The sequence below is a fragment of the Aequorivita nionensis genome, assembly GCF_046352995.1.
GTDB lineage: Bacteria > Bacteroidota > Bacteroidia > Flavobacteriales > Flavobacteriaceae > Aequorivita > Aequorivita nionensis.
Genome location: NZ_CP130281.1, coordinates 2766119 through 2780695 on the forward strand (window position 1 = coordinate 2766119; position 14577 = coordinate 2780695).

At 37.1% G+C, this 14577-nt stretch carries 11 protein-coding genes; 9 read left to right on the plus strand and 2 right to left on the minus strand.

Features of this window, described 5'->3' with window-relative positions; translation table 11 throughout:
- The first annotated feature begins 13 nt into the window (after positions 1–13).
- The 8 genes from Q2U82_RS12670 to bshA all read left to right on the plus strand — a co-directional run bounded on the left by Q2U82_RS12670 (position 14) and on the right by bshA (position 9417).
- The gene (locus tag Q2U82_RS12670; protein ID WP_410005221.1) at positions 14–1135 is read left to right on the plus strand and encodes an N-acetylmuramoyl-L-alanine amidase; all 1122 of its coding nucleotides are present in this window, start codon (positions 14–16) and stop codon (positions 1133–1135) included.
- Positions 1136–1189: 54 nt separating this feature from the next.
- A complete protein-coding gene (locus tag Q2U82_RS12675; protein ID WP_410005222.1) occupies positions 1190–2140 on the plus strand; it encodes an MlaD family protein in 951 nt (316 codons plus the stop codon).
- Between the two features lie 3 nt (positions 2141–2143).
- Positions 2144–3475, plus strand: coding sequence for a 4Fe-4S dicluster domain-containing protein (locus tag Q2U82_RS12680; RefSeq protein ID WP_410005223.1), 1332 nt, complete (start codon positions 2144–2146; stop codon positions 3473–3475).
- A 28-nt stretch (positions 3476–3503) separates the two neighbouring features.
- Positions 3504–3938, plus strand: a complete 435-nt coding sequence (locus Q2U82_RS12685) for a phosphoheptose isomerase (protein ID WP_410005224.1) — start codon at positions 3504–3506, stop codon at positions 3936–3938.
- A 78-nt stretch (positions 3939–4016) separates the two neighbouring features.
- Positions 4017–4808 (plus strand): (Fe-S)-binding protein, encoded by a 792-nt coding sequence (locus Q2U82_RS12690; RefSeq protein WP_410005225.1) that lies wholly within the window; start codon positions 4017–4019, stop codon positions 4806–4808.
- Between the two features lie 3 nt (positions 4809–4811).
- Entirely contained in the window at positions 4812–5297 is a 486-nt protein-coding gene (locus tag Q2U82_RS12695; protein WP_410005226.1) for an ABC transporter ATPase, read from the plus strand.
- Between the two features lie 16 nt (positions 5298–5313).
- Positions 5314–8232, plus strand: coding sequence for a glycoside hydrolase family 3 N-terminal domain-containing protein (locus tag Q2U82_RS12700; RefSeq protein ID WP_410005227.1), 2919 nt, complete (start codon positions 5314–5316; stop codon positions 8230–8232).
- Between the two features lie 48 nt (positions 8233–8280).
- Positions 8281–9417, plus strand: a complete 1137-nt coding sequence (bshA, locus tag Q2U82_RS12705; RefSeq protein ID WP_410005228.1) for an N-acetyl-alpha-D-glucosaminyl L-malate synthase BshA — start codon at positions 8281–8283, stop codon at positions 9415–9417.
- A gap of 3 nt (positions 9418–9420) precedes the next feature.
- Here bshA and Q2U82_RS12710 read toward each other — a convergent pair whose 3' ends face one another.
- Together Q2U82_RS12710 and Q2U82_RS12715 are read right to left on the minus strand one after the other, a co-directional pair.
- Positions 9421–10875: a peptidase M19 gene (locus Q2U82_RS12710; protein ID WP_410005229.1), complete on the minus strand. Its 1455-nt coding sequence runs from the start codon at positions 10873–10875 to the stop codon at positions 9421–9423.
- Positions 10876–11009: 134 nt separating this feature from the next.
- Positions 11010–11510 (minus strand): hypothetical protein, encoded by a 501-nt coding sequence (locus tag Q2U82_RS12715; protein ID WP_410005230.1) that lies wholly within the window; start codon positions 11508–11510, stop codon positions 11010–11012.
- A gap of 132 nt (positions 11511–11642) precedes the next feature.
- Between Q2U82_RS12715 and Q2U82_RS12720 the strand changes: the two genes are divergently transcribed.
- Complete coding sequence (locus Q2U82_RS12720) at positions 11643–14576, plus strand: FAD-binding and (Fe-S)-binding domain-containing protein (RefSeq protein WP_410005231.1); 2934 nt, start codon at positions 11643–11645, stop codon at positions 14574–14576.
- The last annotated feature ends 1 nt before the right edge of the window (position 14577 follow it).

The window sequence follows — 14577 nt, forward strand, 5'->3', positions numbered from 1 at the left end:
CGTTAATAGGTATATGAAAACGAAACTTTTTTCTTCTTTCGTATTAATAATAAGTATTTCATTTTTTTCTATTGCTGCCTCAGCGGCTGAAAACCCTATAAAACCATTTGTTGTGGTTTTGGATGCGGGTCACGGTGGCCACGATCACGGAAATAAAGGAAATGGCTATAAAGAATCTGAAATTTCACTCAACATTGTTTTAAAAGTGGGAGCGGAGCTTGAAAAAATACCTAATGTAAAAGTAATCTATACCCGCAAAACAGATGTTTTTATTGAACTGCGTGAGCGTGCTGCAATAGCCAACAGGGCAGATGCAGATCTTTTTGTCTCTGTGCACTGCAATGCCCACAGCAGCAATGCGTTTGGCACTGAAACCTTTGTGCTTGGGTTGCACAAAAGCCAAGCAAACTTTGAGGTTGCAAAAAAAGAGAACGAGGTTATCTATTTGGAAGATAACTATAAAGAAAAATATGGAGGTTTTGATCCTAACGCCCCAGAATCGTTAATAGGAATGGTATTGATGCAAGAAGAATATCTTGATCAAAGCATACTTTTAGCAAGTTTGGTGCAAAACAATATTGTAAATAACTTAAAACAAAATGACCGCAGCGTAAAACAGGCCGGGTTCTGGGTTCTTCACAATACCTATATGCCCAGTGTTTTGATTGAAACAGGATTTCTTACTAATAAAAAAGAAGGCGCATATTTGAATTCAGCTAAAGGACAGACTGATATGGCGCGTGAAATTGGCACTGCCATTAAAACCTACATAAATAGTCTTTCCGTGGCAAATGATAATGTTAAAGACCCCGAAGTTAAGGAACTGGAAGTTGAAAAAGTAATTGAAACAACAAAAGCAGATTTATATGAAGGCGTAACTTTTAGGGTTCAATTAGCTGCCAGCAGCAAAAAACTGGACCCAAAGCCCAGTAACTTTAAGGGGCTCAAAGATGTAACGCGTGAGAAGGAGGACGGACTGTTTAAATATTACTATGCAGAAACAGCTGACTACAACAAAATTCAGGTAATGAAAACCTTTGTGCAGCAAAAAGGTTTTCCATCTGCATACATTGTTGCTTTTAAAAAAGGAAAAAAAGTTAATGTGCAAGAAGTGTTAAAATCGAAAGCCAATTAGCGTGCTTTCTTTATATTTATCACTTAAATTTGTTTAAAATCTAAAATTGCACTCTTGAGACTATCCAAAGAAGTTAAAACCGGAATTCTTGCCATTGGCGCCATATTGTTATTGATATTTGGCTATAGTTTTTTAAAAGGTACCAACCTGCTTGACAAAAACCGTGAATTTTATGTGAAATATGACAATGTGGAAGGTTTGGCCCAAGCAGCTCCAGTTACCATAAATGGTCTTACTGTGGGGAAAGTACAGAACATCTCTTTTGCAAATTCAAAAGGAGGTTTGGTAGTTAAATTTACAGTTGAAAAGGACTTCGATTTTTCAAAAAACAGCGTTGTTAGAATATATAGTTCTGGACTTCTCGGCGGAAAAAACTTAGGAATCTATCCAGAGTATGATATAAATAATATAGCCAAAAGCGGCGATACGCTTAGTGGTGATGTGGAAGATGGAATGTTAACGGCTGTTACCAAAGCACTGGGACCTTTAGAGAAAAAAGTGAATAATACATTAGCAACGGTGGATACGCTCTTACTTAGCGTGAACGCCATTGTTGATGAGGAAACACGAAAAAATCTTAAGGAAGCTATTGAAAACCTTAACAAGACATTGAATTCTTTTTCAGGTGTTTCGGAAAACCTGAATTATATTCTCTCCAACAATACTGGAAAACTGGACAATACCTTTACCAACCTTGATAAAACCGCAAGTAATCTTTCCCAGCTAACTGATTCCCTGGCACAACTGGAAACAGGAAAACTGGTTACTGATCTACAAAATGTTGTGGACAAGATGGATAAAATTGTAGCTGGTGTAGACAATGGTGAAGGTTCAATTGGAAAACTGCTAAAAGACGATCAACTTTATGAAAATTTAGAAGGTGCTTCAAGACAGCTTGAACAACTTTTACAAGACGTAAAACTGAACCCAAAACGATACGTTCACATTTCTGTATTTGGCAAAAAACAGAAAGAATACGTAACACCAGACAACCCAGAGGAATAAACCATGCAGTACCTTCCTAACATACTCTTCAGCATCGCCCTAGTGGCGGGAATAGGTTATTTTACAATGAACATCCGTAAAATAATTCGCAATATAAAATTGGGCCAGGAGGTTGATGCTTCTGACAATACGGGACAACGGTGGAGTAATGTAGTCCGTATAGCACTGGGCCAATCAAAAATGGTAGTTAGGCCCATTCCTGGATTGCTTCACATTCTTGTTTATGTTGGGTTTATTATTATCAATATTGAGGTGCTTGAGATTATTATTGATGGTATTTTTGGTACGCATCGTGTTCTTTCCACAGTACTTCCATCAGGACTTTACAACTTTTTAATTGGCTCATTTGAAATTTTGGCCTTATTGGTTTTGGTAGGTGTTATTCTTTTCTGGACACGAAGAAATGTTCAAAGGTTGAAAAGATTTTGGAGTTCCGAAATGAAAGGATGGCCAAAAAATGACGGGAACTTTATTCTCTATTTTGAAATGGTATTGATGATACTGTTTTTGACTATGAATGCGGCAGACCAATCATTACAATCCATAGGAGCCGCACATTATGTTGAAGCTGGATCTTTTCCTGTAAGTAAATACCTGCTTCCTTTAATGGACGGTTTTTCAGAGGCAACACTTATAGCGATTGAGCGCGGTGCTTGGTGGTTACATATTTTGGGGATTTTAGTTTTTCTTAATTATTTATACTTCTCTAAGCATCTTCATATAATTTTGGCTTTTCCCAATGTTTACTTCGGAAAAGTGGTTCCAAAAGGAAAATTCAAAAACCTAAAATCGGTTACCAACGAAGTGAAAATGATGATGGATCCCAACGTAGATCCATTTGCTGCTCCAGCGGAAGGAGCTACTGAAGCTCCTGCAAAATTTGGCGCTAGTGATGTGATGGATTTAAGTAGAATCCAGCTATTAAACGCATACACTTGTACAGAATGTGGCCGCTGCACCAGCGAATGCCCCGCAAACATTACTGGCAAAAAACTATCGCCGCGAAAAATAATGATGGACACCCGTGACCGTTTGGAGGAAATAGGAAAGAACATCAACAAAAACGGGGAATTCAAACCAGATGGAAAACAGTTGTTGGATGACTATATTACCCGTGAAGAACTTTGGGCATGTACCACTTGTAATGCGTGTGTAGAAGCTTGTCCCGTAAGTATTGACCCATTGAGCATTATTATGGATATGCGCCAATACTTGGTTATGGAACAGTCTGCAGCACCAACAGAGTTGAATGTTGCAATGACAAACATTGAAAACAACGGCGCACCGTGGCCATACAACCAAATGGATCGATTGAATTGGAAAAATGAAAATTGATTATATTTTGAATTGAAAAGAAATAATAATGAAGAGAGAAGAAGTAGAAAAAATGCTACATGAAAAAGTAGAAATGGGCGAACACGTTAGCCCAATTCTTCCTGAAGGAATAAAAAACTACTTGATTGATATTGACGGAACCATTACTGATGATATTCCAAATGAAGAGCCTGAAAGAATGGCTACTTGTGAACCATTTCCAGATGCGTTGAAAACATTAAACAAATGGTATGATGAAGGACATATAATCTGTTTTTTTACATCACGAACAGAGGCGCATCGCGAAGTAACCGAAACTTGGCTAAACAAACACGGTTTTAAATACCACACTATGTTGATGGGAAAACCCCGTGGTGGAAATTATCATTGGGTGGACAACCATTTGGTGAGAGCAACACGATACAAAGGAAGATTCACCGATTTGGTGGAAAAAGAAGTAACCATTGAAGTATTTGAAGATTAAATAAATTCCAAATTAAAAGCTTCAGCTTCCAAAGTTATGAACTTGAAATCTGGAACCTGAAACCTGAAACTAAAAAAAATGAGTGAACCACTAAAAGTCCCAACAATGGCCGAATATATGGCCCAAGGCAAACAACCCGAAGTGCTTTTTTGGGTAGGTTGCGCAGGGAGTTTTGACGACCGTGCAAAAAAAATAACCAAAGCCTTTGTAAAGTTACTTCACAAAGCAAAGATAGATTTCGCAGTTCTGGGAACCGAAGAAAGCTGTACCGGCGATCCTGCAAAAAGAGCAGGAAATGAATTTCTTTTCCAAATGCAGGCTATGACCAATATAGAAGTGCTGAACGGTTATGGAATAAAAAAAATTGTAACTGCTTGCCCACATTGCTTTAACACAATTGGGAATGAATATCCCGAGCTTGGCGGCACTTATGAAATTATGCACCACACCCAATTTCTAAAATCATTATTAGATGAAGGAAAATTGAAGGTGGAAGGCGGAAAATTCAAAGGCAAAAAAATCACTTTTCACGATCCTTGCTATTTAGGTAGAGCTAATGGCGAATATGAAGCTCCCAGAAATGTACTTGAAAAACTGGAAGTTGAACTGGTAGAAATGAAACGCAACAAAAAACACGGTATGTGCTGTGGTGCAGGTGGAGCGCAAATGTTTAAAGAACCGGAAGCTGGAGATAAAGATGTAAACGTTGCACGAACTGAACAAGCAATAGAAACTTCTGCTAAAATAATTGCCACCGGTTGTCCGTTTTGTATGGTAATGATGAACGATGGTGTTAAGGCCAAAAATGCCGAAGATAATGTGCAAGTAATGGACGTTGCAGAAATGATTGCAAATGCCGAAGATTTATAAATAATGCTGACAGATTTTAAAAACCTGCCCGATGATTCCAGAATATGGGTATATCAGGCAAATAGAAAATTGAGCGATGATGAAGTCGCTGAAATTACTGAACTTTCTAATGATTTCTTGACCAAATGGACTGCCCACGGCGCAGACCTGGAAGCTGGACTCGAAATAAAATACAACCGTTTTATTGTTCTCGGACTCAATCAGGCCAATGCTTCGGCATCGGGTTGTAGCATTGATGCTTCGATACATTTTATCCAGTCGCTGCAAGAAAAATTTGATGTGGATTTGCTCGATAAAATGAACGTTACCTTCTATTCTGGTGAATATATAGCTTATAAACCTTTGGCTGATTTCAGAAAAATGGCAAAGGACAAATCGGTTTCAAAAAACACTATCGTCTTCAACAATCTTGTAAATACAAAAGCAGAATACCTTGAAAATTGGGAAGTTCCCGCCACCGAAAGTTGGCACAATCGTTTTTTATCATAATCCCGTTTCCATTGCTATGAAGAAATTTTTGCTAGCCTGCATACTCATATCTATATATTTCCCGACGATTGCTCAGGAAAACAATCCATTAATCCTTAAAAACGATTTCCAAAACCAAAAGAAATGGGTTGACAGCATCTATGATACTATGTCTTTGGAAGAAAAGATGGGCCAGCTTTTTATGGCAGATATTTTCAGTAGCGACCCAAAGGCCAAAACAGATAAAATAAAAGATTTAATCTCTAATTACCATCTAGGAGGAGTTATCTTCTCAAAAGGTGGCCCAGTGCGCCAAGCCAAACTGAACAATGAGTTTCAATCGTTGGCAAAAGTCCCTTTAATGATTGGGATGGATGCAGAATGGGGTTTAGCCATGCGTCTTGATTCTACCTATGCTTTTCCATGGAATATGACACTTGGAGCAATTACAGACAATAAAATTGTTGAAAAAGTTGGACAGCGTATTGGCGAACAATCCAAGCGTTTGGGGGTTCACATAAACTTTGCGCCAGTTGTTGATATAAATACAAACCCAAAAAATCCAATAATCGGCAATCGTTCTTTTGGAGAAGATAGAGACAATGTAACCGAAAAAGCACTTGCCTTTATGAAAGGAATGCAAAGCGCAGGAGTTATGGGCAGCGCAAAACATTTTCCCGGTCACGGAGATACGGAAACAGATAGCCACAAAACGTTGCCAACGGTCGATTTTTCAAGGGAGCGTTTAGATACTTTGGAATTATACCCCTATAAAAAATTGATTAGCCAAGGCTTGAATAGTGTGATGGTTGCACATTTAAACATTCCTGCTTTGGAACCACAAATGAATTATCCGTCATCACTTTCCTCAAAAGTGGTTACAGATCTTCTAAAAAAAGAAATGGGCTTCAATGGTCTTATTTTTACGGATGCCCTAAATATGAAAGGTGCTTCAGATTTTAAAAAGCCCGGTGAAATTGAACTGGCAGCTTTTTTGGCAGGTAATGACGTTCTTTTGATTTCTGAAGATGTTCCAAAGGCGATGGAATTTCTTATCAATTCCTATAATGAAAAAATAATTACCGAAAAACGATTGGCATATTCCGTTAAGAAAATTCTTTATGCTAAATATAAAGTTGGTTTAAATCATTACAAGCCAGTGAACCTGGCTTATTTGGTAGAAGATTTAAACTCTGTTAATGACGATGCACTTTACGAAGAGGCAATGGACAATGCACTGACAATCCTTAAAAACGACCGTGCAATTCTCCCCATAAAAGATCTTCAAAAGAAAAAGATTGCCTATGTAAATTTTGGTGATGATTCGGGAGAAGATTTTTTAAATGAATTAAAAAAATACGGTAACGTAGAATGGGTTAAGGCGAACAGTTTGGATGATTATGTCCAGAAATTAAAGGAGTATAATTACGTGATTATTGGCTTTCATAAAAGCAATGAAAATCCTTGGAAAAAGTTTCAATTTTCGGAAAACGAACTTGTTTGGCTTTATGAAATTGCGCGTACAAATACTGTAATTCTGGATGTTTTTGCGAGACCTTATGCTATGTTGGATTTAAAAACCACAGCCAATTTTGAAGGAATAGTCATGTCTTATCAAAATAGTAAGATTTCGCAGCAACTTTCTGCACAACTAATTTTTGGGGCACGTGAGGCAAAGGGTAAATTGCCAGTTTCATTGGGCGAAGACTTTCCGTTGAATACTTTTTTGCAAACAAAGTCATTAAGAAGATTGCAATACGGAACCCCAGAAAGTGTGGGAGTGAACAGCTATAAGTTGAAAAAAATAGATTCACTTGCAAATATGGGTATTCGTGAAGGAATGTATCCTGGAGCACAAATTTTAGTGGCACGAAAAGGAAAGATTATTTATCAGAAAAATTTCGGCTTCCACGAATACGATAAAAAACAAGAAGTCCGAGACTCCACTGTATATGATCTTGCTTCATTGACAAAAATTTTGGCAAGCCTGCCATTAGTGATGGAATTGGTAAATAAAAAAGAGCTAAGTCTGAACACGAAGCTCTCAGAAATGCTTCCAGAATATAAAAACTCAAACAAAGCAGATGTAACTTTAAAACAAATGCTTTCGCATTACGCGCGTTTTAAGGCTTGGATTCCTTTTTACAGGCATACTTATAATGAAGAAAAAACAGGGGTTTCCACAAAATATTATTCCGATATTCCAGGAAAGGATTTTAACGTGCAAGTGGCGGAAAACCTTTATATGCGAAGGGATTATATAGATACCATATACAAGGATATTCGTGAAAGTGATTTGAACCCTAGACTGGAATACAAATACAGCGATCTGCCATATTACATTTTGAAACAATATTTTGAAAGGAAATTTGGCAAACCAATGGAACTGATTGTTCAAGAAAATCTTTATGAATCTTTGGGTGCCAATTACACATTATACCATCCGTTAGATAAGTTTTCTAAAGACAATATTCCGCCTACTGAACAAGATGATATTTTCAGAAAACAGAAAGTTCAGGGTTATGTCAACGACCAAGGGGCGGCAATGCTTGGTGGCGTTAGTGGACACGCTGGATTGTTTAGTAATAGCAATGATGTTGCAAAAATAATGCAGATGTATCTTTGGAAAGGTTTTTATGGCGGTAAACGATATTTCAATCCAGAAATATTGGATCTTTTTAATACCTGTTATTACTGTGATGAAAACGTGAGACGTGGCGTTGGTTTTGACAAACCGCAATTAGGAACTTCTGGTCCAACTTGTGGTTGTGTTTCAATGACCAGCTTTGGGCATAGTGGATTTACAGGAACATTCGCGTGGGCAGACCCTGAACAGGAAATTGTTTATGTATTTTTATCAAACCGAACCTTTCCCGATCCAGAAAACCGAAAATTGATAAAGAGCGATTTGCGCAGTAAAATTCAAGAAGCCATTTATGAGGCAATTGATTATTGAATTTCAGAATATTATAAAACTTGAAACTTTGAACCTGAAACTTAAAAAATGAAAATAGCAATAGTGTGTTATCCAACCTTCGGGGGAAGTGGAGTAGTGGCCACAGAGTTAGGTTTGTCACTTGCCGAAAACGGTCACGAAGTGCATTTCATTACCTATAAACAACCTGTCAGATTGGAGTTGCTTTCAAAAAACATTCACTTCCATGAAGTTTCTGTTCCAGAATACCCATTGTTTCATTATCAGCCTTATGAGCTTGCCCTTTCCAGTAAATTGGTAGATATGGTTAAACTCCATAAAATAGAAGTGCTGCATGTGCATTACGCTATTCCACACGCTTATGCAGGTTACATGGCGAAGAAAATGCTGGAAGAAGAAAACATTTATATTCCAATGGTTACAACGCTTCACGGCACTGATATTACGCTTGTTGGAAGTCATCCCTTTTATAAGACTGCAGTTACTTTCAGTATAAACAATAGTGATGTTGTGACTTCAGTTTCACAGAGCTTAAAGGATGATACACTTCAACTTTTTGATATTAAAAAGGAAATTCACGTGGTTCCAAATTTTATTGATATTCCTAAAAAAATCAATCCTTTTACCGATTGTGAACGCGATATGATGGCGGAAAAAGGTGAACGAATAATCACACACGTCAGTAATCTTCGCAAGGTAAAACGTGTAAAGGATGTAATTGAGGTTTTTGATCGTATTCAGAAAAAAATTCCTTCAAAGCTAATTATCGTTGGTGAAGGCCCCGAACGTGAAGAATGTGAAATTCTATGTGCCAAAAAGGGGATTGAGGAAAAAGTTCTCTTTGTAGGCAATAGCAACGAAGTTGATAAAATCCTTTGTTTTACAGATCTATTTATCCTTCCTTCTGAAAAAGAAAGCTTTGGGCTTGCTGCTTTGGAAGCAATGGCTTGCGGAGTTCCTGTAATATCTAGCAACACGGGTGGCTTGCCAGAAGTAAATATTCAGGGGGTAAGCGGTTTTTTGAGCGATGTGGGTAATGTTGAGGAAATGGCAGAAAACGCAATAAAGATTTTAAAATCTGATGAAGAACTTGCAAAGTTCAAAAAACAGGCCATTGAAGCTGCAATGATATATGACACTGAGAAAATTGTGCCTTTATATGAAAAATTATATAAAGAGGCTATTTATAAAACAAATCATCGGTAATTTTCAATAATTCTTTTTAATAAATTCCATTGCATTATCGTGCATCACTCTTTCAATAATGGTTTCAGCGTTTATTCTGTTGAAATCATTGAGCCTAATAAGGTTTTTTGAAAGGTAATCTTCGGCGTGATTCAACATTTCTTCAGCAAGGTCTTTCATGTTTTCGGCAGTCCAAAGACCATTTATTGGATTCACAATTCCGTCAAAATCACTGCCAATACTTTGTATTCCCCAACAGAATAGTCCCTCTTTGTCGAGCACTTCAGCTATATGTTGTACTTGCCTCCAAACCAACAGTGCCTTCTTTTTAAGCTGTTTTCTTTTGTTTGGAAAAATCATTTTACTTTCTGAAATAGCTTTGTTGCTGCCAATACGTCTTTCGTCTAACTGTATCCCGAAAATCCCATTGCTTTTTGCAATCCGTATCAATTCACTATCATAAAAATTGATGTCGGTATCGCAAAACCATTCACTTTGTTCGTTGAAATTGGCTTGGTCCCATTGCACGATGGAATGTTTGCCATTGCAAGCTGCATGACTGGCTATAATTGGAATTTTTTCGGAAGCGTATTTTGTATCAAGTAAATTGTAATAAGTTTTTCGGGAAGCCGTACTCATGTGTTTTACATCAATCGGGATTCTTTTTCCATCGGTGTTATCAAGTAAAAGATCAATTACTTCAAAACCCAGCTCGGTAATACCAGAATTCAATCCTCTGTTTTGATTTTTTTCTAGCATTCCAATCGTTATGCTTTTAGCATGGCCACAAAGTTCATTATAAAAATGATGGGCTAGTGTAAGGAACATTGGTCTGTGTTCCCAGTTTTTAATGACTTTTATATTTCCTAAAACTTCGGAACGGCTGGCCATATCTTTATTCATGTCTATGCCCGTATTGAAACTATGACCGCCTTCAATGGAAATTATAATATTTATTATTTTTTTAGAATCTGTTTCTTCGGAAAAATTATTTTCAATATCCTGAAAATTTCTAACCAAACGATAGGTGTAAGTTTTTCCATCAATGTTTTCAAACTGATCGTGAAGTTGTTGATAATAATTATACTCATCCATCAAATCCACAAAATAATCGTTATTACTGCGGATATAATCCATCTTTGATTGACTGATGCTTGCCGCAAAGTTTATCAAAACATCGGTAACTCCTTTTATTCCTAAAATTTCTTTTCCGAAAAAATGCTTTTCAAAAGGATAAAGGGCAACAACAATAACTTTGGATTGAGATTTTGCGACCGCCGTGAGATCGGTTTGTGAAAACTTTGTAAGCGTTATCAAACGATTAACAAACTTTTCGAGAAAATTTGGTGGACTATAATGCCAAATAGAATTTTTCCGATTAGGGTCCAGCGCATTTTGTTTTGTAGGCTGATATTTAAAGCTTTTGCTGAAAGGTTTTAATGAGGGATGGCAATGTATATCTACATAATGCTTTTCCATAGTATATCTTATTGAAAACTATAAAATTGCAATTAAAAGCTCAAATAAAAAACAGGGTTTTCCCTGTTTTTTAAAAAGGGAAATGCCCCTTTTAACGTGGGGCATTTCCTTCGAATCAATACACTAATAACTTTCTAAAATTGATAACGCGCACTTAAACCTACATCAAAACTCACGTCATCTCTATAACCCAAATTTGCTTGAGGACGGAAATCAAAGGAGACAAGTAATGGGAAATCAAAACTATACTCTATACCAACATCGCCTGTTAAAAAGGCAAAAGCTTCTGAACCATCATATCTATCATCATAAGGATAGTCCTTATGCTTATTGTCATAACTAACAATTCCTGCACCCAAGCCGGGGCCCGCATACCAATTGAATCCGCCATCAATATTCCAAACCCATTGGTAAATTCCAGTGAGCTTTGCAGTGTCCCAATACCTTTTACTGTGAAAAGCCAAACCAAGTTCCAAGCGATTATTATCACCAACTGCTCGTTGATAATTCACTTCGGGACCAAAACCGTCACTTTCGCTAAGACGAATACCGATGGCGTTTTTTGAAATTTCTTGGGCGTTGGCTTGCGAGCCAATTCCAACAATTAGCAATAGTAATAAGATTGATTTTTTCATAATTTTTCTTTTAGTTATAAACGTTGTAAAAATAGCCGTATTATAAAGATGCCATAGTTAAGAAGGTGCCAATCCTATCCTTAAAATTTACAAACTTTTGTTAAGGAATTTTCTACATTTACAGTGCAGCACATGGAAAAGCAATTTCAAGATTTTCAAAAGATTTTTAATGGTGAGTTTTTCACAGATTCCCTCCATACTTCAATGTATGCAACCGATGCTTCGGTTTATCGAAAAATTCCGAAGGCAGTGGCTTATCCACTAAATGAACGCGGAATTAAACAACTTGTTACTTTCGCTGAAACAAATGGAATATCATTAATTCCACGCACGGCGGGTACTTCACTTGCTGGCCAATGTGTGGGTAACGGCATTGTTGTGGATGTTTCAAAACATTTCACCAAAATAATTTCTTTAGATACTGAAAAAAGAACCGTAACTCTTCAACCGGGAGTTATTAGGGATGAATTGAACACATATCTAAAACCGTTCAATCTTTTTTTTGGCCCCAATACATCAACCAGTAACCGCTGCATGATTGGAGGAATGGTTGGGAACAACAGTAGTGGCACAACTTCCATTCAATACGGCGTTACGCGAGACAAGGTTTTAAAACTAAAAACAGTTCTTTCTGATGGCAAAGAGGTTTTTTTCGAACCACTTTCAAAAGAAGATTTTCTGTATAAAACGCAAATGGATTCCTTGGAAGGAAGAATATACAAGACTCTTTATAACGAATTGATTTCTGAAGAAACACGGCAAGAAATTCAAAAAGAATTCCCTAAACCAGAAATACACCGAAGAAATACAGGTTATGCAGTTGACAGTCTGCTTGAAACTTCAGTTTTTGGTGATTTTAATGAAAAAATCAATCTGTGCAAATTGCTCTGCGGAAGTGAGGGAACACTAGCCTTTACAACTGAAATTACACTTCAATTAGACCCTTTGCCACCACAATACACGGCAATGGTTGCAACTCATTATGATACACTCGAAGCTTGTTTGAGTGATGTTATTATTGCAATGCAGCACAATTTGCACACTTGCGAAATGATGGACAGCGTGATTTTGGATTGTACCAAAAAAAGCAAAACATACAAACCTTATCGCTTTTTTGTAAAAGGAAGTCCAAAAGCTATTCTATTGTTAGAACTGAAGAGCAATTCAGAAGAAGATTTAAAGAAACAAGTAGAAGCTTTATTGAAATCATTGAAGGTTTCAAATCATTCCTATCACAGTCCGGTTTTAATGGGCAATGAGATTGAAATGGCACTTGAACTCCGAAAAGCAGGACTGGGCTTATTGGGAAATATGGTCGGCGACCGAAAAGCTGTTGCCTGCATTGAAGACACGGCGGTTTCTTTAGAAGATTTACCGGAATATATTAAGGAGTTTTCTGCCTTAATGGAAAAGTATGGCCAAGAAGCTGTTTATTATGCACACGCAGGCGCAGGCGAGTTGCATTTGCGGCCCATACTCAATTTGAAAGAGAAAGAAGGTGTAGCCTATTTTAGAAAGATTACAACAGATGTGGCTTTGCTTTGCAAAAAATACAAAGGCTCCTTTTCTGGCGAGCACGGTGATGGTATTGTGCGCGCAGAATTCATTCCTTTGATGATTGGTGAAAAGAATTACGAACTTTTAAAGCGAATTAAAGCAGTTTTCGATCCGCAAAATATCTTTAACCCTGGGAAGATTGTAAATGCTTTTAAAATGGATGAATCGCTTCGATATAAAATAGATAGAGACGAGCCCATTATAGAAACATTGATGGATTTCAGTGATTCCGAAGGTATTCTTCGATTGGCTGAAAAATGCAACGGCAGTGGTGATTGCAGAAAAACAGCCGAAGCAGCAGGAGCAATGTGTCCCAGCTATCATGCCACCAAAAACGAAAAAGACACCACCCGAGCCCGAGCAAATGCACTGCGGGAGGTTTTGACAAACAATGAGGCTGCCAATAAATTTAATTCCAAAGAGTTAAAAGAAGTTTTTGATCTCTGCCTAAGCTGTAAGGCCTGTGCTAGTGAATGTCCTAGCAATGTGGATATTAGCACTGCAAAGGCGGAATTTTTATATCAGTACAACAAAGCGAACGGTGTAAGTTTTTCAAATAAACTCTTCGGAAAAAGCACCAAACTGAATAAAATGGCTTCTAACTTTCCGAAGGTTTCCAATTGGTTTTTTTCGAATGGTTTCACTTCAAAAATGATTAAGAATATCGGTGGAATCCATCAAAATAGATCATTGCCAAAAATATCAATCAAAAGTTTTAGTAAATCAATACAAAGTAATAAAAATCAAATAGTTAAAAAATATTCAGTTGAAAAAAAAATTAATAAAAATGTATTGCTTTTTGTTGATGAATTCAGCAATTATTTGGATGCTGAAATAGCTCTCGATTCCTTTTTGCTTTTGACTGGTTTGGGTTATACTGTAACGGTAATTGACACACTGGATAGCGGCAGGGCACTTATTTCAAAAGGCTTATTGGACGAAGCGAAAAGAGAAACGAATAGTAATGTTTTATTTTTAAAAGAAAAAGTATCGAAAGAAGTTCCTTTGATTGGCATTGAGCCTTCTGCAATTCTTTCATTTCGCGATGAATATCTTCGTTTGGCAGATGATAAACCTTCCGCAAAACATATTTCAAAACACACTTTTTTAATTGAGGAGTTTTTAGCCGCAGAAATTGAGAATGGCAATATTTCCGAATCACAGTTTACTTTAGATGAGAAACAGATTAAAATCCATACACATTGTCATCAAAAATCTATGAGCAATCAAAAAGTGACTTTTGATATTTTAAATCTTCCAAAAAACTACAAACCAACCATCATTACTTCAGGATGCTGCGGAATGGCGGGCAGTTTTGGTTATGAAAAGGAACATTACGACGTGAGTATGAAGATAGGGGAGTTGAAGCTATTCCCAGCTGTGCGAAAGACCGCCGAAGACACCTTTATTTCGGCCAATGGAACGAGTTGCCGGCATCAAATTTTGGACGGAACGGGGAGAATTGCTTTGCATCCAATTACCATTTTGAAGCGTGCTTTAATCATATAAT